The sequence below is a fragment of the Halorubrum sp. ASP1 genome (assembly GCF_005435135.1).
GTDB classification, from domain to species: Archaea; Halobacteriota; Halobacteria; order Halobacteriales; family Haloferacaceae; genus Halorubrum; species Halorubrum tropicale.
Genome location: NZ_SGUA01000008.1, coordinates 192621 through 212677, shown reverse-complemented (window position 1 = coordinate 212677; position 20057 = coordinate 192621). Strand labels below are relative to the sequence as shown.

Here is a 20057-nt window from a genome sequence, read left to right as displayed (position 1 = left end):
GAGCGACAACTACGTCAGCAGAACGAGCGGCTTGGAGAGTTTGCGAGTGTTATCTCCCACGATTTGCGCAGTCCGCTCAACGTCGCACAGGGTCGCGCTGCACTCCTTGCTGAGCAGGGAGAAAGCGAGCATCTTGATCCACTACTACAGGCGCTTGACCGGATGGAGGCGATCGTCGAGGATACGTTGACGCTTGCTCGCCAAGGCGACACAATAAGCGAAACAGAGTCGGTCAGTTTGACTAACCTCGTCGGGAAATGCTGGGCAACAGTAGACACAGGCGAGGCAGCCATCGAAATAGTCGACGAAATGACCCTTCAAGCAGACCCTGACCGGTTACGCCACGTGTTCGAGAACCTGTTCCGAAACGCTGTTGAACACGGTGGATCCGACGTGACCGTTCGTGTTGGCTGTCACAACGAACTTGGGATCTACGTCGAAGACAATGGACCAGGAATTCCAGTCGAAAAGCGTGACGAGGTGTTTGAACCGGGACATTCGTCGGCACAGGGTGGCACTGGTTTCGGGTTGACTATCGTAAAACGAATCGTGGAAGCCCACGGCTGGGAGCTATCTGTAGCCGATGGAACCGATGGTGGAGCACGGTTTGAGTTCGAGATGTCTGAACAGGGAGAGTTCGTGTGAGTGTTTAGACAATGCTCGACCCATGACTGAGAAGTGCGACTTCAACTTCTGAGCGCAGCGTACGGAATAAGCGCTCTGTATTCTGTACGACCTCGACGAACTATCAGCGACTACGGATTTCAACACAACCGTCTCTGGATGTGTTAGAATCCGGTATTTGACTACAAAATACTCTCCTCAGCCGGGTATAGTAATTGTTACAGACCGAATCTAGCTATCTGTTGTAGGATTACCGAGTACCGAACACAATTGCTAGCGGGCGATGTGACGAGAGCTAACCCTCATAATGATAAAATTGTAGTCTGATTATACAATAGACATGTTTATTGAGGCGTTGATCCAGCTTTTTGGACCGAAGCTCTCGGTACTCGCGTTGCTGCTCGTAGGGTTCGCGGTCGAAAAACACTACGTGAGCCGAGTGACGGTCTTCACGAACACAATCGCTCTGAATGTCCACATACTATCACTGGAACAGAGGCCCTCGCTCTTAGTTTCATACGGCAATTTGGGGCTCGTCTTCGGGATCTGTGGCTTTGTGGCGTACGCAATCAATTGGAAAACTGGCATTCTGTACAACCTCCCAGCATACTCACTCTACTCTTCGCTCCCGGTAGCACTCGTTATTCTAGTTGGTCCGAAAGGATGGTTACCCATATTGATCCTTGCCTCTGTCGTGAGCCTTGGTGGTGGGTACGTGCTGGAAAATGAATTTGGAGTTGATATCACACACTGGGGACCAAGATCCGGTCAAGTGAACAGATTCATCGAGACGGCGAGAATGAAATATCAAGACATACATGGTGTTCATGAGGTAGATCTAGCACTCGGAGAATTCGAGAGATGAATGGGCTACCTTTGCGATCGCATTAGGACATTCCGGGTGTCTACGATTCTGCCATCTGCTCGCGATTGATGTACCATTCACGCCGGTCAAGGACGTTCTGAATAGTCGCAACCGGGATGTCAACTGTGTCCGCAATCTCTCGACGACTCTTCCCAGCATTGTCGAGCTGGAAGATCTCCATGACGGTGTCGAACTCCTCTCCCGGCACTTGGTAGTGTCCGGCATCGTCGTAGGTCATTCCAAATCGCGGGCGGCCGTGATCATACCCCTCTTTGATCCGGCGGCGGACCGCTCGGCGTGATTTCTCGAGTTCATCTTCTTTCGTGTCTCGCTCGATGCGTCGCTTTAGATCGAACGTGAGATCGTCCTCGTTCACGTCGCCGACGTAGACGATCTCAGCGTTACCCTGCTCGGCGGCGTACTGAATCACCGAAAAGTACCCGTCGCGGCACACACGGCGATCATCCAGTGCCACGAGATGTGAGTACTCGCCAGTCTGCAGCTCTTCGACGCGCTCGTGGACGCGTTCGTTCTGGTCGAGGAGCCCTGCTGGGTCGTCGCGGGTCATCGTCGAGAAGCCGGTGTGGACGCCGAGGTCGAGGACCTCCACCTCATCAGCTACTTCGTTCGCGAGTGCTGGTACTAGCTCACGCTGCTCTTCAAGGCCGACGTCCGAATCATCGCCCTTCGACTTCCGGATCCACGCGAGCGCCTTACTCATCGACCACTGTCACCTCTAGGGAGCTCCCCGATTTGACCTTCCAGTCGAGCCGCTTCCCGTCGAGTTCCATCGCCTCTGCGAGCCCCTTTGGCACCGTCACTTTGTACTGGCCGTTTGCTCCTTGGCTGACTCGCGTTTTTGCCATCGTTGTATAGGGCTATATTCAGGCCTATACTTAGTTCTAATGTGGGTGTTCAGAAAACCCCCGTTTTCTGTACGGTCGCTCTTCTGTAGGAGATTGTTGGTACAGTCGTCGCTAGTTGAGCGGGGGAACTAATCGACCTTCTAAGCATCTCTACCGTGAACTCCCAATTTGATTCACACACCGCAAACCGAAAGACCGCAGTCCATCAACAATGTGCTACGCAAAGGCTAACGGAGTCAGCGAGTGTCAGCTGTGCCGTCGAGTTTCCACCGCTATCCCAGTGAAACGCCGCGTGTCAGCGACCCTCCGAATTTCTGTCTTGAGAAATGCTTGAATAGTGTTATTATCCAGCCATGGTTGTATTGGTTCATGAACAGTGAAGCAAGCATCCACGTGCTTCATGTCGACGATGAACCAGACTTCGCTGAGTTAACTGCGGAGTTTCTGAAACGCGAGGATGATAACTTCACCGTCACGACAGCGACGAGCGCCAGTGAGGGGCTAGAACACCTTTCTTGTGGCGACTTTGACTGTATCGTCTCTGATTATGATATGCCTTCACAGAACGGTATTGAGTTTCTCAAATCTGTCCGAGAGAACTCCCCTGACCTGCCATTCGTGCTGTTTACGGGCAAGGGTTCTGAGGAGATTGCTGGTGAAGCTATCTCCGCTGGCGTGACTGACTATCTCCAGAAAAAGCGTGTGGCTGACCAGTATACTGTATTGGCGAACCGACTACGAAACGCCGTCGAACGATATCGTGCAGAGAAAGAGCGCAAACGGCAGCGCAAAGCCATTGAAACGGCGCAAGAAGGAATCAGCATCCTTAATGAGAACGATGAGTATATTTACGTCAATCAGGCCTACGCAGACATCTACGGATATGACCCCGACGAGATGGAGGGCAAACACTGGGAACTGATCTACCCCGACAGCGACACAGCGATGGTGCGGGACGTTATTTTGCCGACTGTCGCCGAAGACGGCTACTGGAGCGGGGAGACGACTGGGCTCCGGGCCGATGGGACGACCTTCGTCGAGGATCATACCGTTGCCCAGACGGACACCAGTGAGCTAGTCTGTTCGGTACGGGATCGCTCTGTGGAACAGGAACAGGAGATGGCACTCACTCAATTTCGAACACTTGTCGAGACTCTCAACGACCCGGTCTACGTACTTGATGAAACAGGACACTTCGAATACGTGAACGACGCGTTCATCGAAATAGTTGGGTACGACCGTGAGAGAATTATTGGAGCGTCACCATCACTAATTAAATCATCGGAGGTGGTCGACCGCTCGGAAGATCACCTCGGAAGGCTTCTTTCGTCGAACGGCCCCGATAGTGTACAGTTCGAGATTGAGGTCCAGCCCGCCAAAGGTGATCCAATCCCCTGTGAGGATCACATGGGCGTCTTACCCTACGAAGGGGAGTCTTTCGAGGGGTCAGTTGGGATTTTGCGTGATATCAGCGAGCGTAAAGAGCGCAAACAAGAGCTTGAGCAGACAAATACTGTTCTTCGTACAATCGTCGAAAATCTACCGATGGGCGTACTCGTTGAAGACGCTGAACGTGACGTACTCATGGCAAACGACCAGTTAGGCGAAACACTTGGCGTCCCAATCGACAGCGAGGAAGTAATTGGACGCGACTGCGCCACAGCAGCTGAAGAATTTAAATCCCGATTCACCGACCCAGAGGCGTTCATCGAAGTGATTTCCGAGCGACTCGAACAGCGGGAGCTGGTTCAAAACGAGGAACTCCAACTCACAGATGGTCGCGTGTTGGAACGTGATTACGTGCCATATACCCTGTCCGAAGGTGAAGCGAACATATGGTTATATCGTGATGTCACGGCACGCAAGCAGCAACGTCAAGAACTTGAGCAGGCCAACGAGTTCCTTTCACAGACCCAAACCGTCGCAGATGTCGGTGGCTGGGAGCTTGACCGCCGAACAGAGTCACTCCGGTGGACCGAGGAAGTCTACCGGATTCACGGCGTCAACATAGACTTCGAACCAACAGTCGAGAACGCAGTCGAGTTCTATCATCCCGAAGATCAGACAACGATTCAGGAAGCCGTCGAGCGAGTGTTAACTGACGGGGAACCATACGACTTGGAGTCGCGCATCGTCACAGCTGACGATGAGGTGCGATGGGTCCGTACCCGCGGCGAGCCCTGGCGTGAGGATGGCAAAATCGTTGGTGTGCGCGGCACGTTTCAGGATATTACTCAGCGGATAGAACGCCAACAGAGACTAGAGGAGTTCGCCAGCGTTGTGTCACACGATCTTCGGAACCCGCTGAACGTTGCTACCGGGCATCTCGACTTGGTGGCCGACGAGTGTGACAGCGACCATCTCGACAGTGTCCGCCGAGCACTAGATCGGATGGAGGCGCTGATTGAAGATCTTCTCATTTTGGCTCGGGATAATAAAGAAGTGAGTGACACTCAGCCGGTTGATCTCGCGACGATAGCTGACAGGTGTCGGGAGAACGTTCAGATGGAGCAGGGACGCGTAATTACTACCGTCGATCGAACCGTGTGGGCAGATAGCAGTCGTCTCAAGCAAGTATTTGAGAACCTGTTTCGAAACGCGGTTGAACACGGTGGGCCAGAAGTGACAGTGACGGTCGGAGAACTAACTGACGGGTTCTATGTTGAAGACGATGGGGCAGGCATTCCGACCGACGAACGCAACGCTGTCTTTGAGGTCGGCTACTCGCAGTCGGCAAATGGAACTGGGTTCGGACTGAATATTGTCAAACAGATTGTCAATGCTCACGACTGGCAGATTCGCGTTACGGACGGGACGGACGGTGGAGCACGGTTTGAGATCACGAACGTTAATTTCGTAAATGAATAGACGTTACACTCTTGTGTAGCACATTGCTGATAGACTGTAGTCTTGCGATTTGCGGGTGCGTGAATCAAATTGGGGGTCCACGGTAGAGGTGCTTAGAAAGTCGGTTAGTGTTCCCACTCAGCTACGACGACTGTATCAACAATCTCCTACAGAAGAGCATCATACAAAATCGCATAACGTCCCTTCATGGGTTCTATCAAAATATCTCCTCTAATAATTCCCACATAGGGTATATATAGAACTGTTGGCATGATTCGATATGGTTCCAAGAGAAAGAAAATCAAGTGGTGATAACATAATAGCTACTTACCCCGTACTAATTTGGCTATGTAATATTCTTATGGGGAGACCTTGATGTTTCGAATTCGTTCATTTGCCGTTTTGACTCTTTGTGTTGTTATCTTCATAGCTACTGTTTCGGTAGCAAGCCCAGTCGCAGGGGATATATTACGCTCCGATGAAATAACTGGTGTTAGTGTTGACGCTGGGCCAGAAGAGACCGCAGACATTAGGGAGCGAGTAAAAGAAATTCGAGGAGTAGATCTTAAAGAGAATACAGTCATCGCGTATTCTGACGATAAGGGGACGGTTGTGGTCACAACTGATGAGCCGGTTGCTACTGGGTCAATCGAAGCCTCTGGGAAGCTATATGGTGATAATATACCGCGGCGGGGAAACGCAAAGATCGATGCGGTAATGGTGGCAGACAGTGTGGAGGTAACGAAAGAGCCAGACTCCACGGTTACTATAGATACCTTACAAAATAACCCAGAAAGCGTCGAAAATAAACTAGTAAAGGTCACGACAGAGTATCGACAGCTAACAGCAAACAGTGACACACTAGATGGAGAGGTTGTCTCAACGTACCGTACTGGTTCACTCACTCCGGTAAGTACTCCATTGTTAGGGGAGGGAGCCATTGGTGATAGTGCAAGATCATTTACTCGTGAGATGGCAGAGACTGATGATCTACGAGAAGCAACTGGGTCGATTGGATCGCAAACGCGAGCCATTGGACTCAGTGGTCAAAATGATTATTGGGTGGATGCTGAAGCTACAGTAACACTTGCCGTAGTTGACGAAGGCCCTCAACACACCTTCTTTATATCTGATGTGACTATCGAAGGTACCGAGACTACGTTAGAAGATATTCAAGCAGGAGAACATAGTTCTGGAGACATTGTAACCGTTGAGTCGTCATTAGCGTCGACAAGAATTTCAGTAAAAGAAAGTCTGGTTGCTGCGTCTGACTGCTCTCCGGACACATTCTTTGTGCCAAATGTGGGTTGTATACCAGCAGTAGCTGATACTGTTATCGAGGCTGGCTTACTATATGACGAGGATAATCGGTTGTTGACTGCTGGTATCTCAAATCGTGTACAAACCCAACCGGTCGAATTTAATCATAATGAGGTGGTTGTTACTGGAGAGGTTGTCGAAGCTGAAGATGTTGATCCTGGTACTGATAGGAAATATGGGTTATTGATCTACGAAGTCAAGCAAACAGACCGTTCTGATTCAGAAAATGTCCCACCTGAAATTATAGATACACGTGACTCACTTACCAATCGATTTGAGCAGCAGTTAAGAACGACGGCAGAAGAGTCTGAAGCCATTCAACAAGGGCAACCGAGAACAGATAAATCTACAAACAAGCAAGAGGACCAGCAAGCCACAGATCAGAGTACAAACTCTCAGGCGTCTCAAAGTAATACAGATGGATCTGGTAGCACTCAATCTTCAGATCAAGATACTGACTCTCAGACATCTCAGAGAAATACGGATGAATCTGGTGCCACTCGATCTACAGATCAAGATGCCAGTACTCAGACTTCCCCAACAGATACAGATGATTCTGATTCCATCTCCAGCCTACCAAGTGCGTCCCTAGTTATGATTGGGGGAATAGGAGCGCTTGGTGGTATTGTAACTGCTATACTAGGGACTGTTTTGTTTGGTGTGGTAGCTATTGGAAGACTAATCAACACTCAAATCAGGGATTTCTCATTTAAACAGGCATTTTTGCTGATTATTCTGGGGCTTGTGATTTCGATTGTATCAACAGTTGTCATTGTAGGAACTCCAGTGATATTGTAGTAAAGTCAATAAATCCATTGTGGAAACTTGTAACCCCTAAGTCCCCATCAGTAGAGTAGCCCGGGTCAAAGGAGTACCCTGTCCTCGGTCGAAAGTTGACCGCTCCGACCCTGACGATGCCCCCGATTTCAAATGGGACCGACAAGACCGACTACATAATGTATGAGTCCGATCTTCAGGACAGGGTATCGAGCAGCATTATTGACGGCGAGGTGTCGTCGCTGAACCTCAGCATCACCGACAACGAGTTTGCCGTCATCATTGATATAGGCGAGACTGACGCAGCTTACACGGCTGACGAAGCCCGTGAGCTAGCGACGAGTCTCAAATCCATCTCAGACCAGCGATGGGACGTAGAAAACGATGACATCGTAGAGTACCTCCGCGACTTAGCCGACGTGGTTGACAACGAGAAGTCAGTAGATGAGGTAGAAGAGAAGTGGGAAAGTAGAGAGGTAGATCTCTCGGTCTGATAGGAACGTAAACCGTTGAGCCGATTGAGGGGGTGGGTAGAGGCGCTAGCGGTTGTTGATGTCCGTGGCCTCCTCTAACCGCTCGACGCGTTCGCGCAGCTCTTCGAGGTTGGGATCCTCGGCCCTTACATCCTTCAGCGGACGGACGTCGGTGAGCGCCTCGTCGACGCGGTCGTCTTCAGCTTCGCCGCCGAGGTAGAGGTCGCGCCGATCTTGGTGGAGACTCCGGAGCGTCGACTCGGCGATGTCGGTGTCGCCGGCGACAGTCGCGAACGACTCACCGCGGTCGACACGGGTGAGGGCCTCCCGGACGTGTAGGAACTCGGCCGGATCAACGCGGAGGTAGCCGTCCTCGACGACGAACCCTGCTGGCGGCCTCCCGGTCCACTTTCCGGCGGACTGTGCGGCGCGGACGCCCGACCGTATCCGCTGGAGTTTTTGCTGGTGTTCGATCTGGGCGAGGTCGCCCATCAACCGAGCGACCATGCTGTATATCGTTTGCTGGAGCTCCCCGTCATCAACGTGAATCTTCAGCCCGACGTCGAGGGCCTCGACGCCAGTGTCGTGTTCTAAGCAGTGTTGGATGAACTCGTGAATCTCAGTCGGACCGAGCCGAGAAAGTCGGCTGATTTCGTGAACGACCACGAGGTCGAACTGTCCCGTCTTGACATCGTTGAGGAGTCGGTTGTACACCTCACGAGTGTCGGTGTCGGCGGCGCCGGAGACGATTTCGGGATACTCCTCGATGTCTTTGACACCGAGACGCTCCAGATGTTCGTGGGCTTCGTCGAGCTGCCGAGAGACGTCCTGGTCCGATGTCGAAACTCGGGCGTAGATTGCTGCGTCTGAGGGTCCGTTTTCGCTCACGTTTTCGAGGACGTGCTATTGTATTAAACAAGTGGGGATTACTGCGGTTCCGTGTAAACCACTACCTTTTCGGTTCATATTGAGAACGGTTGACAAAGACTGAGAACAAGGATGTGTTCTGACTTGGTGGGCCAAGGAGCGTGTATAATGGGTATAGCCTGTCGGTAGCGACCCCTGATTTCTCCAATCAATATAAACGACTAATGCGCGAGATGAAGTGATCATCTTCCATGGGTTACCAGTCTCGGACAATCAAGCAGGTTCTGCCAGAAATAAACGAGTCTATCTTTCTACCGGCGATCCAGCGAGAGTTCGTCTGGGACACGGAACAGATCGTTCAGTTATTCGATTCCGTCCTCCGCGAGTACCCAATCGGTTCATTCATTTTCTGGAACCTCAATGGGGACTTCGCTAACAATCAGATCAAGTACTACTTCGTCCGAAACCACATTGAAGATAGTATCTATCCGGACGAGTTCGACAACGTCCACCATCGGAATCCCAAAGTTCCTGAATACGAGCAGCTCCCAGACTCAATTTCACTCGTCGTCGACGGTCAACAACGCCTCTCTTCATTCTACATCGGACTCCAAGGAACATACGTCGAGAAGCAAAAATATCGTCAGCGGAAAAACCCGGACTCCTGGACACGGAAACAGCTCTATCTCAACCTTCTCTCAAATCCCGGTGATCAAACTGAAGACCACCTGAAGCTCCGATACGATTTCAAATTCAAAGAGCCCGACCCGACACAGTCCAGCGAGGCGTACTGGTTCCGCGTCGGTGACATTCTGGAAGTCGATACACTGGAGAAAGCAATGACACGGGCAAACGAGATTGCCGATGAACTAGAAAGCATTTCTGATGCGGAGGAACACTACATCCTCAAGAACCTCACAACCCTCTACAATGCCGTTCACGCCCGAGATATCGTGAACTACTACGAAGAAGGGAACCAGGATAACGAGCGGATTTTAGACATCTTCGTCCGGGCGAACGAAGGGGGTACACAGCTTAGTAAGTCCGAGATTCTTCTGTCAATTGCTACCTCATACTGGGCCTCGGATGAAGGCGATCCAATTGATGCGAAAGAGGAAATCAACAAATTCGTCGGGAATCTTAATCAGACGTATGTCGACGAGGGATACGATTTCGGTAGCGACTTCGTTCTGAAATCACTTCTCGTCGTTACAAACCTCTCCGCTGAGTACCAAATTCGGACATTCACACACGAGAATCTGGCCTTGATGAAGGAGATTTGGGCTGACGGGGGAGTTCAAGACGCAATTGAGTCCACTATCGAATTAATTAGCGACTTTGGGATTACAGGCAGGAGTCTGACAAGCCGAAATGCGCTCATCCCTCTGGTCTTCTACTTCTACCATAACGGGAACCCGTCCCTGACGACAGATTCCCAGCTCGGTGTACAGGTTCGACCACGTATCCTCGAATGGCTCTGCTCTGCACTCCTCAACAGCAATTTTAACTCCCGACCAGACCAGATTATTGAGGATGCGCGTGATGCCATAACAGAGGCAGATGACAGTGAGTTCCCGTTAGAGCGGATACAGCGTGAAATTCGGACCCGCGGGAAGGCTGTTGGATTCAATCAGGAAATCATAGAGGATCTATTTGAAGAGACGGACTACAATAGTACGAAGATCTACCTGCTCCTGTCGGTTCTATACTACCCTGACCCCGCCCTTGACGATTCACACGAAGTGGATCACATCTTCCCGAGAAGCCTTTTAGAGAAGGATAATCTCATCGAGAATTATGGGTTCGATCCGAGCAAGGCAGAACGGTACGCTTCCTTGCGAGATCACGTTGCGAACCTCCAGCTAATCGAAGAAAACCAGTCGAAGAGCGATAGACCGTTTGACGAGTGGATCTCAACGCGAAGTGACCATTACTACGACCGCCACCACATCCCGACTGATGACCGGTTGTACGAACTGGAGAATTTTCCCGAGTTTATTGAGCGACGTGAAGCGATGCTTCGAGATCACATTATTAACACGTTCAATTGAAAATCGTAGTCGGGAAGCAGAGCCAAAGAATCAAATATTCAATCAGAGTAGAACCACTCTATTATGCTCCCAGACGATCTCCCGGTTGATCGCCAGAAATTGCTGACGTGGGAAACAGACTGCTGGCAGTGTGGTGAGCAAACGCCTGTGGTATGGCCACGAAATGATCATCTCGATACGCCTATCGGAGATGTATTAGCGAAGTATGAGACGCCCGTTGAACGAGTCTATAGTAATACTCTTGGCAAGAAGGTCTGGGGAAACGTCTGTCAACAGTGTAGTTCCTACCAAGGCAATCACTTCGTTCAACAAGAGGCACTTGAGATCGACCCACCGCTGGTAGAGTGTCCACACTGTGGGGATGAACACGAATGGAGCCCGGACAAAGGAATGGGCGGTGCGTTCGGACAGGGGTGGGTCTCATGCCCAGAGTATGGTGAAATACCGGTTGGTGATCCACGGGGGGACTGAAGGACCTCTGCGAAGTGACTCAGCAGGCTTTTGACGAAATATTCACCATCAGACACAATTCAGGCTGAAACATCCGGTCGCTGAAAGTACGAATAGTTCGTATCATCGTGGAGGGAGGCCACTATCGAGGTCGAAGGGGTAGTCGATACCGCTCAAGCGTACCGTCGGTTATCTGTAGTAGCCATACAGCAGGTTCGTACCCTTCCGATTTTCGCGCGATACCCGTGATCGCGCCGGCGTAAAACGCGCGAAACCGCTCCCCTGTGTCCTTGTAGACATCACCAATGTAGGCTCGCTTGTGCTTGTGTAAATCGCCTAGGGCGAGTGCATCCAGTTCGACTTCGCTAGCCTCCACCAGATCCCTAATTGAGACTCCATCTCTGGCGATGGGCTCGACGGCCTCGTGCCACGCCAACAGCCGGTACGCGTCCTGTGGTGTGTCACCGGCAGGGGCTACTTCCGAGAGTCCGTTCGTAGATCCATCAGCATCCATCCCGTAGACGGCGAGAGTTCCCTCACCGAGCAACTGAGGCTCATTTGAAAGATGTATCATTCGGCCAGCGTCAGTCTGTGATCGAAGAAACGCGTCTCCTCGGTCACACCCGTGATTGCCTCGAACGTAGTAGATCGGAATGCCGGTGTCGGCCAACAGATCGACGTGTTCTTCGACAACCTGCACGGTCGCTTCATCGACATCGTCGTCGAAAATATCGCCGCTGTGGATGATCGCATCCACCCGTGATCTGACCGCGAGGTTGACTGCGTCGAGAAATCGCTCCAGCTGATTCGCATTCCCCATATGTTCCTTATCGGTCGAAGGGCGACCGAGGTGGGTGTCACTCACGTGGAGAAGACTCACGTCCGGAGTTTGGGGGTGTCCTACTCTCGAAATCTGTGTATTCGCAGCGGTCTCGTACCGGGCCTTGTTGGCCTCGACAGGATTCCGCTTGACCCCTTCTAACTCATACGTCGATCCGACTCGCCACTCGACCTGACCGTGGTGCTTGCTCCACACCCGAAAGTCGGAAAGCCGTCCATCGGCATCTTCAACGAGAATTTCGTGATTGCTGTGTCGATCAAACTTAGGTGGCCCCAGCACTCGTACCGTGATATCCGTTGTCTCTACCTCTTCCACTCTCTCTGGAGAGTCTCGAAGGGGTAATGAGCCTTCTCACTGAGTGTGTCTGAACAGCACCCAAACGACAGAACGTAGAGAGAGTGTCCCGACCTCAACCAGATTAGAATGGATCACTTGCTGAGTATTTCAATAGAGCCGCTGCGACTAAACCAGTGCGTGAACCTTCGATTGGAGGTTTTTGTACGCTGATTCAGCTGTTTCGACGTTCTTAGCACCCGTGATAACCATCTTTCCGTTAGCGAATACCAGCAACACGGCACCGATTTCTGCGGGTCGGTAAACCAGGCCGGGGAACTGCTCGGGTTCATACTCTGTCACTTCTAATCCTAATCCGATTGTAAGGGCATTCAGAGAGACCGGTTCATCAAGCATCGCCGTACAAACGACATTTTGGATGGTGAATCCTATCTGCGCGTTTTCTTCGATAACGTCCAAATCTGCGAGCAACCTCTGAAACGCTTCATTCGTCTCGTGTAACAACTCCTTACTGGAGCACCCACTGATGATGTACTTCCCGCTCCGATATATTGTGATGAGTGGTCCGTCTTCTTCGAGGCGTACGTAAAGACCATGGTAGTTTGACGGATCGTATTCCGAGTATGGCGTCGACAAGTCGGCTTCCACGGCTTCAACATCCAGTTCTACTCCAAGATCGCCGGAGCCGACGACGTTCGCAATCTCGACAGTCATCGTTCACCCGGGTGGCTGTCGACGACCAGTGATGCAGTGACCAACTTTGGCTCCTCAGGGGTAACGTGTTTTTCCTCGTCTAATCGGGCTAATTCATCGTCACGCTCACGGCGAAGCGACTCAAGCTCACGCTTTGCGTTCCCGATTGGTGCTGACATATCCTTTCCCTGCTCGTCCTGGTGTCGATAGGTTTCCAGACGCTCCTCCCACTCGCTAATTTCTTCCTCGAAGTGCTGTTCAGCGTGTTCACGCTTGATTTCAACTTCTCGTTCACGCTCCTCACGTGCTTCCTCAGCGAACGATTCAACCTGCTCCCACGCTTCCATCTCCGCAATACTGTGCAGTTCCTCTGCCGTCGACGCTAACTGTTCAAGAACCGGCGCAGGGCCGACTTCCCCCGGTGGGAGCGTGTCCACAAACTCCGGCTTCTTCGTCCCCACTTCACCTTCGGACGTGACATAGAGTGGAACCAGTTTTTCCGTTACCGCTTCGCCGGCCCCAGAAACGTATCCCAACCGATACGTGAACAGGATACCAGGAGTGGACTCTCCATCAGCGGCTACTTTCATAGCGACCTGTCCGCCGATACGGTTCGAGTCCAAGCAGAACTCAATGAGTGACTGTACGAGCGGATGGTCCAGGGCAATGAATTCGACTTCGTCTTCCTCCATCGCTACTTGGCGTGTGAATGTCGCTTGCTCGTATCGTCCCGCGATTTGATCCCCGGAGAGAACATCTGGAACGTCGAGTTGAAACACGTCTCCGCCGGCACGAGCTGGGCCAGGACGCACGCCACGGATGTCGCCGCCGAATTCGTCGAAGAACTCACGGACCAGAACTTCGATATCGTCTTCGCTGACGTCGCCGTGTTGACTCCGTTCAATCACGTCGAGGATCTCGTCATCCTCGTCGGAGAGATCGAATCGATCCCGGATGAGGAACTCATTCTCAACCGTTTCCAGTGCGTTCTTTCGTTCCTCGATGGTCTCGTCGATATCAGCGACAACCTCGTCTGTAGGACGATCTTCAGCGATTGCGGCCATAATCGTATCGTCGAGATCGACGTTTTCCAGAACCCGACCAAGCACATCGGATCGCATCCCGAGGTCGGATTCGATCTGATCCGTCTTCTCGACTAGCAGGTTCAGGATCTCGCTTTCCCGTGTATTCTTGAAGAAGAGGTTCCGAATCTCGACTGTCCGTTCCTGCCCGTATCGGTGTAGTCGTCCCATTCGTTGATCGATTCTAGTCGGTGACCACGGCAAATCGAAATTACACAGGATATGCGCAAACTGGAGATTCAGCCCCTCCTGGGCCGCATCTGTCGCAACCATTATACTTTTCTCGTTCTCGAAGTCAGCCATTTCTTGTCGACGGCGCTCCTGATCCAAGTCACCGTAAACCTGCGCGATATTGTATTCAGCGAAAACCTGATCGCGGAGGTACTCAAGGGTGTCAGTGTATTCGGTGAAGATGAGAATTTTCTCATCGGGGTCCTCGGTTAGAATCTGGTCGACAAACTGCTTGAGCATCCGAGCCTTCGAATCGGTCTCAATATCCTTAGCTTGCCGCCAGAGCTGTTTGACGCGGTCGAGTTCTTCCTGTATCTGTGACTGATTCAGCGTGACTGTGACCGTCTCCAGCGCCTCCTCGACGCGCTCGCGCTCGGCGTCGGTCATCATCTCCGGTTCGGTGCTGTACCGTGGGATGAGTTCCTGGACGTCGTCGGGCAAATCCTCCGCGACCGCGTCGTTCTGGATAGCACGCATCCGATTTTCCAGGGACTTCTGGATGGCGTATATACTGGACACGAGGCGCTTCTGGTAGATAACCATCGTAAACCCCGCCGCCTTGTTTTCCTCCTGCTGAGCGAGGTTGTAGTACTCGCGGATGTACTCGGTGACGTCGTCGTACAGCTTCCGCTCGGCCCGCGACATATTGACACCCAACGCTTCGATGTTCTTTTCGGGGAACATACGCGTCCCGTCAGTCTCGTACATATCCTCCTTCAGCCGGCGGATCATCAGGTCTTCGAGCCCGTCCGGGTGGATCTGCGACTCGTGACCGAAGCGATACGGATCGAGCAGGCTCACCAGGAAGTAGAACTGGTCGGACTTCCCCTTGTGCGGCGTCCCCGTGAGGAGTAGGAGTGCGTCGGAGTTATCAGCCACCGCTTCCCCGACCGTGTAGCGTTGAGTGCGTTCGATGGAGTCGTCGCTCGACCGGCGGGCGGTAAGGTGGTGGGCCTCGTCGAATACCGCGACGTCCCAAGGGACATCGAGGTTACGGAGTGCTTCGAGAACGTCGTCCTGCTTCGCAAAGTCGACGGACGTGATGATGAGGTCTTCCTGTAGCCAGACGTTCTGGTTCGGGTGGGATTTCCGGTGGGTACGAACAGTCTCGCGGTCGTAAATAACGAAGTTCCGGTCGAACTTCTCGCGCATTTCCTGTTGCCACTGTACGGTAAGCGGCGCTGGCGCAACGATCAGGACCCGTTGGGCACGACCGCGGGCGATGAGCTCCTCGATAACGATACCGGCCTCGATTGTCTTCCCGAGTCCGACTTCGTCACCGATGAGGTATCGGTGGTCGTACGAATTGAGTATCTCGTAAGCAGCTTGGACCTGATACGGTTCTATCTCGATCCGGTTGTTCGTCAGCGACAGGAATCGGTTGTACCGATATGCGAGGTCAAGGCGGGTTGCACGTCCCCGAAGGTCATGGTGGATCGGAGAATCGATCTGTCGAGCTGCGAGCCTGTCGACGATAGAGTCGATCCGCTCGATGTGGGGCAGGCCACTCGGGAGTTTCCGGAGTCCACCCTCCGTGGTGTAAACGTGGAGGAGCTGACCCCCGTTTGGGCGGTCTTCGATCTTCGTGATCTCGCCCTGTCCTCCAGCGAACTGAACGTGATCCCCAACCTCGAAGTCAGTCATTCCTCAAGTGAAGATTCGATGATTTCAAGATCGTCTTGTTCGAGCCCGAATAGGTCATAGACGATTTCATCGATTTTCTCGTTAGTGGCGTTCTGTTTTTGCTCCAATTCTTTGGCTTCCTTCTTTCTCTCTAAATACCTCTCAAGGTCATCTTCAATCTCACTTAGCTGGGGGAGGGTTAGCTCTTTAAGACGATCAATTAGTGATTTTGTCGTTGTCGCGTTCTCACGGAACTCTGCAAATCCGCCTGCTTCTTCAACAGCGTACGGCACAAATTCTTCTACAAGGGCCATAGTCTTCTCATTCAGGCCAACGAACTCCATTGCTGGTAGGAGTTCAGTTTCGGCATACCCCCACCGATCAGTGTCGTATTCTTCAGGATTCTCTGGTTTATACCTCGCACTTATTTCAACGGTTAGCTTCGCACCCGAGTTTTTGACCTGCACTGAACCAACTCGCAAATTCTCCCGACTTTCGGTTGTTTCCGACAGAATATTTTCCGAAGTACCAGCTGGTGGCTGATACCCAGTTAGTTTGGCCAGCTCAGTACCGTTCTCATACGGAGTGATGTAATCAACAAGTGCCAGATTGATGGCAGCTCTCTGTTTCTGAGTTGTTGTCATCTTTTCAGCCAAGTTCGCTAATCTGTCACCAGCATCCCCTTCCAGGAGAGCAGTGGGAACGGGGAGGTTCTTTATCGCATGCGTGAATGACCTCTGGTAGCCACCGCGATACTCCGAAGTCACAAACTGGTAGTACCAATTGATCGGTGTTGAATTCAATACAGCTAGCAGGGCATTAGAGTCAGAAGGAATGAAATAACATGTATTTGCTAGGTAATATCCCTCGCTATCCATTGCGAAGCTACATTCTTTCGAGATATCCGGATAACAGATCTTCGCAGAATCGAAGAACGGCTGATACTCGGCTTGGCCTTGCATCAGTTCGTACCATTCTTCGTTGGTCGCAGTACTACCAATCTGCTCTTTGTAGTTTTCAAGATGCTCTTTCACCGCAGGATATTGATCAATCTGAATGCCCTGCTTTGCATAGATTAGATACCGGTCTTGGAAATCAATATGATACTTGGAGAGGTCCGTTCCTTTAATTAGAGGTTTAATAATCTCTTCAGATTTGGAGTCGGCATCAATGAGTTCCCTGCGTTTCGCCTCATCGATAATGAACGCATCGTTACCACCTGTTTTGATTCCCCACCCGATACCGTCATTTACTTTCGTAATTCCAAGTTCGTCGGTAATATATTCTGAGAGGTGTACCCCATTGGAATCTAAATTACGTTTGATCCGTTCTTCATCTACCGATCCCATCGACCACTTTTCTTTCCCAAAGTAATCTGATGGGAGATCGATTGCTTGGGCCTCAAATGCCTCAGACAGACTCGTAAAGTCGAGAGTTTCAAATTGAGCCACCTGAACATCATCTGTGAACTCCTTTCGAGTGTTCATAATGAGGATTGTAGGATAAGTCGAAATTCCTGGGAATACCTCCAAATCACCAAAGTCAAGGATCTGTTCTACCTGATGTCTGCTGAGAAGTTCTCTTAGATTTTCACCATACTTTGCCCGCATCCATTTGTTCGACACAATCACACCGTACTTCGATGCGCATAACTCCAGGCTGCGTTCCATGAAGTAGCCGTAAAGATCAACACGGCTATCGTGAACTTCGTAATTCGCGGACAGGAATGGCTTTAGAGGCTTAATCTGTTCCATTCGAACATAGGGCGGATTACCAATTACCGCATCGAAACCAGGGTTGGAGACTTCCGATCCGTCCTCGTCATAGAAGGCTTCCGGATACTCTAGTTTCCAGTGGAAGTAGTCGTCATCATCGGCCCACTGTTGCGCATCTTCGAACCATTGCATCTGTTCGATTTGTTCCCACTCGTCATCGTCTTCCATCGCCGCCGCCATCCGCTCATAGGCATCGCTTGGTAGGTTATCCAGCCCAAAGTCTTCGGCAGTATGGACGTTCGTCATCGCCTCAAGCCGCTTTCGGAGCTTGTTCCGCTCGAATTCGTCATACTTAGCCTCCATCTCCTTGACGTCCGCAAGCTCCTGATTCTCAATGGCGATGAAATCCTCGTATATCCGCATCAACTGCTCAATCGTCCCTTTTCGAGCCACGCCGAAGTCTGCGAGTGAAGCATTCTGCTCGTCGCCACCACTGTCCGACTCCAGTTCCTCGATCTCCTCGATGTCACTTCCAACGAGCGAGTTCCCGGTCTTCAGATGGTGGTCGAGGAACGCAAGCGGTTGCTCGGCGGCAAGCGTCCGCAGCCACAAGGAGACCTTGGATAACTCGACGGCGAGTGGGTTCAGATCAACTCCGTAAATACAGCGCTGAGCGACTTGTCGACGAGCCCAGTTGATATCGTGGCCTTCGTCGACAGTCTCGATACCCTGCTGTGCAGCTTGCTTCTCTTGGGCGTCGATTATCTCGCGGGCCAGGTAGTCAATAGTGCTCGTGAGGAAATGCCCGCTTCCCATCGCCGGGTCGAGAATCTTCAAATCAAAGATACGCTCAGCAAACTCCGCGGCGAATCCACGGTCGTCACCCCGAGCGCTCCGACCGGCGAGATCCGCTCGTATGTCGTCGATTAGCGGTTCGAGCGTGTTCTCGACGATGTACTCAACAACGTACTCCGGCGTATAGTACGACCCAGTAGCCTTCCGCTCACCGCTACCAGTCGTCAGGTACACTTCACCCTCCTGCACGACTATATCTTCGTCCTCATCAGCGCTCACGTACTCACCGTCGTCTAGTGATAGTGATTCGTCGGCGACGTTGAGCTGGTACTCTAGCAGACCCTCATAGATGCTCCCGAGGTGACGGACATCAAGGGAAGAGTAATCGACGAAGATCTTCCCACCGCCGTTGCTGTTCTGGCTTCGAGTGAGGAGCTCGACAACCTTCGCTAAGTAGGCGTCACCAACATCGTGATTAGCGAGGAACTTCGCTTCAGGGCTGCCATCTTCATCCGGATCTGTACGGAATAGACCGCCGTTGTAGGCCGGGATGTACAGGTCCTCCTCCGGAATACCACGGGATTTACTCCCCTGGTCGATCAGCATGAAGAGCTCATCTAGCCGCGTTTGGAGATTATTCCGCCAATCACGGTACTTCGGATCTCCACTATCGAGTTCTTCAGCGATCTCCTGTTTGAGAGAGTTGAGACTGTAGGACTCCTCGTAAATATCGTTACTCGTGTCTAGCAGTTCACGCCCCTCGGCCTCTGCGTAAAGAACGAAGATGAGCCTGTAGAGGTAGATGAGCGAGGAGTCGTGGATACGGTCGAGATCAGTCTCGTCAAGGTCATTCTCCGGATACTGGAGATATCCCTCAGAGAGTACCTTGATCGCCTCGTAGATGTTATCTTGGAGGTCTTCCCCGAGATCTTGGGCGAAGACATTGGACTCATCATAGACGTCGTCGAGGAAGCAGTCGCCACCGGAGTCTTCAAGAAACGCACTATGCCGGAAGAAGAGGTAGAAGTATTTGAAGTCCTCAAGATCTCCCTTCTCGAGGACGGTAGGCAGGTCGACCTCGTAATAGGAGTCGAGACGGTGGCTCGTCGGCCCGTAGTAGAGCCGCCACTTCTTCCCGTCCGTCAGCACTGCCCATCGAGCGGGTGTCTCCTGGAGGTAGACGTGGATCTGGTAACTTGGGTTCTCGAAGTCGCGCTCATGCTCACCGCTCCCGCGCGTGTCAAGCGGGCGTCCCCAGCGCTTAGCGTCGGCGACAGCGACCGCGTTCTCGTAGAAGTCGCCACCCCCTTCGCGGCGCTCGAAGGCGTCACGCGCGGCGTCTTCGGTTTCGAAGAAGCCGTAGTCCGGTCGACGCTGTGTCCGGCTCGTGCTCTCCTCGACCTCAAAGGGAATCCCCAGCTTCCGGAACATCGGCCGAATGAACTTCTCCTCCAGCTGGGACTCATTCCGCTTCGGGGCCGTGCTCTTCTCCCGGTCGTAGAGATCGACAATCTCGTCGTATGCGGCTTCTAGTTCGTCGTCGTCAACCTCGTCCCACTCCTCCGTCTCGGGGAGATGCTCGTCGAGATAGTAGTTAGAGAACAGGTCACGATTCGTACGGTAGGTGAGTGAACTTTGCATCA

At 52.1% G+C, this 20057-nt stretch carries 13 protein-coding genes; 6 read left to right on the top strand and 7 right to left on the bottom strand.

What is annotated here, in order from left to right; genetic code table 11:
• Positions 1-645 (top strand): sensor histidine kinase (locus EXE48_RS13360; protein WP_137711767.1); only part of this gene is annotated, 645 nt, incomplete at its 5' end.
• Positions 646-964: 319 nt separating this feature from the next.
• A complete protein-coding gene (locus EXE48_RS13355; protein ID WP_137711766.1) occupies positions 965-1489 on the top strand; it encodes a hypothetical protein in 525 nt (174 codons plus the stop codon).
• 40 nt (positions 1490-1529) lie between these two features.
• Here the strand turns inward: EXE48_RS13355 and EXE48_RS13350 are convergent, their stop codons facing one another.
• Together EXE48_RS13350 and EXE48_RS18800 are read right to left on the bottom strand one after the other, a co-directional pair.
• On the bottom strand, positions 1530-2210 hold the full coding sequence (locus EXE48_RS13350) for a serine integrase family protein (RefSeq protein WP_137711765.1): 681 nt from the start codon (positions 2208-2210) through the stop codon (positions 1530-1532).
• Positions 2203-2355, bottom strand: a complete 153-nt coding sequence (locus tag EXE48_RS18800) for a hypothetical protein (protein ID WP_179231132.1) — start codon at positions 2353-2355, stop codon at positions 2203-2205. The genes EXE48_RS13350 and EXE48_RS18800 overlap by 8 nt, the downstream gene beginning before the upstream one ends.
• A gap of 369 nt (positions 2356-2724) precedes the next feature.
• Here EXE48_RS18800 and EXE48_RS13345 point away from each other — a divergent pair, with 369 nt between their 5' ends.
• From EXE48_RS13345 to EXE48_RS13335, 3 genes are all read left to right on the top strand, one after another.
• Entirely contained in the window at positions 2725-5223 is a 2499-nt protein-coding gene (locus EXE48_RS13345) for a hybrid sensor histidine kinase/response regulator (protein ID WP_137711764.1), read from the top strand.
• 354 nt (positions 5224-5577) lie between these two features.
• A complete protein-coding gene (locus EXE48_RS13340; RefSeq protein WP_137711763.1) occupies positions 5578-7320 on the top strand; it encodes a hypothetical protein in 1743 nt (580 codons plus the stop codon).
• Between the two features lie 95 nt (positions 7321-7415).
• A complete protein-coding gene (locus EXE48_RS13335; RefSeq protein ID WP_241992004.1) occupies positions 7416-7793 on the top strand; it encodes a hypothetical protein in 378 nt (125 codons plus the stop codon).
• 45 nt (positions 7794-7838) lie between these two features.
• On the opposite strand, the gene EXE48_RS13330 is transcribed toward EXE48_RS13335, so the two are convergent.
• Complete coding sequence (locus EXE48_RS13330; RefSeq protein WP_199236392.1) at positions 7839-8660, bottom strand: recombinase family protein; 822 nt, start codon at positions 8658-8660, stop codon at positions 7839-7841.
• 230 nt (positions 8661-8890) lie between these two features.
• Here EXE48_RS13330 and EXE48_RS13325 point away from each other — a divergent pair, with 230 nt between their 5' ends.
• A complete protein-coding gene (locus tag EXE48_RS13325) occupies positions 8891-10690 on the top strand; it encodes a DUF262 domain-containing protein (RefSeq protein WP_089308961.1) in 1800 nt (599 codons plus the stop codon).
• Between the two features lie 592 nt (positions 10691-11282).
• Here EXE48_RS13325 and EXE48_RS13315 read toward each other — a convergent pair.
• The 4 genes from EXE48_RS13315 to EXE48_RS13300 all read right to left on the bottom strand — a co-directional run bounded on the left by EXE48_RS13315 (position 11283) and on the right by EXE48_RS13300 (position 20055).
• Positions 11283-12296: a metallophosphoesterase family protein gene (locus EXE48_RS13315; protein WP_137711761.1), complete on the bottom strand. Its 1014-nt coding sequence runs from the start codon at positions 12294-12296 to the stop codon at positions 11283-11285.
• Positions 12297-12443: 147 nt separating this feature from the next.
• Entirely contained in the window at positions 12444-12989 is a 546-nt protein-coding gene (locus tag EXE48_RS13310) for a TATA-box-binding protein (protein ID WP_089308958.1), read from the bottom strand.
• Positions 12986-15925: a helicase-related protein gene (locus EXE48_RS13305; RefSeq protein ID WP_137711760.1), complete on the bottom strand. Its 2940-nt coding sequence runs from the start codon at positions 15923-15925 to the stop codon at positions 12986-12988. Before EXE48_RS13305 ends, EXE48_RS13310 begins: the two co-directional genes overlap by 4 nt.
• Positions 15922-20055, bottom strand: coding sequence for an Eco57I restriction-modification methylase domain-containing protein (locus EXE48_RS13300; RefSeq protein WP_137711759.1), 4134 nt, complete (start codon positions 20053-20055; stop codon positions 15922-15924). Before EXE48_RS13300 ends, EXE48_RS13305 begins: the two co-directional genes overlap by 4 nt.
• Positions 20056-20057 lie beyond the last annotated feature (2 nt).

Coding starts and splice junctions, on each gene's coding strand:
- EXE48_RS13310 (WP_089308958.1), bottom strand. CDS start 12,989: ATGACTGTCGAGATTGCGAACGTCGTCGGCTCCGGCGATCTTGGAGTA.
- EXE48_RS13345 (WP_137711764.1), top strand. CDS start 2,725: ATGAACAGTGAAGCAAGCATCCACGTGCTTCATGTCGACGATGAACCA.
- EXE48_RS13350 (WP_137711765.1), bottom strand. CDS start 2,210: ATGAGTAAGGCGCTCGCGTGGATCCGGAAGTCGAAGGGCGATGATTCG.
- EXE48_RS13325 (WP_089308961.1), top strand. CDS start 8,891: ATGGGTTACCAGTCTCGGACAATCAAGCAGGTTCTGCCAGAAATAAAC.
- EXE48_RS13355 (WP_137711766.1), top strand. CDS start 965: ATGTTTATTGAGGCGTTGATCCAGCTTTTTGGACCGAAGCTCTCGGTA.
- EXE48_RS13300 (WP_137711759.1), bottom strand. CDS start 20,055: ATGCAAAGTTCACTCACCTACCGTACGAATCGTGACCTGTTCTCTAAC.
- EXE48_RS18800 (WP_179231132.1), bottom strand. CDS start 2,355: ATGGCAAAAACGCGAGTCAGCCAAGGAGCAAACGGCCAGTACAAAGTG.
- EXE48_RS13305 (WP_137711760.1), bottom strand. CDS start 15,925: ATGACTGACTTCGAGGTTGGGGATCACGTTCAGTTCGCTGGAGGACAG.
- EXE48_RS13340 (WP_137711763.1), top strand. CDS start 5,578: ATGTTTCGAATTCGTTCATTTGCCGTTTTGACTCTTTGTGTTGTTATC.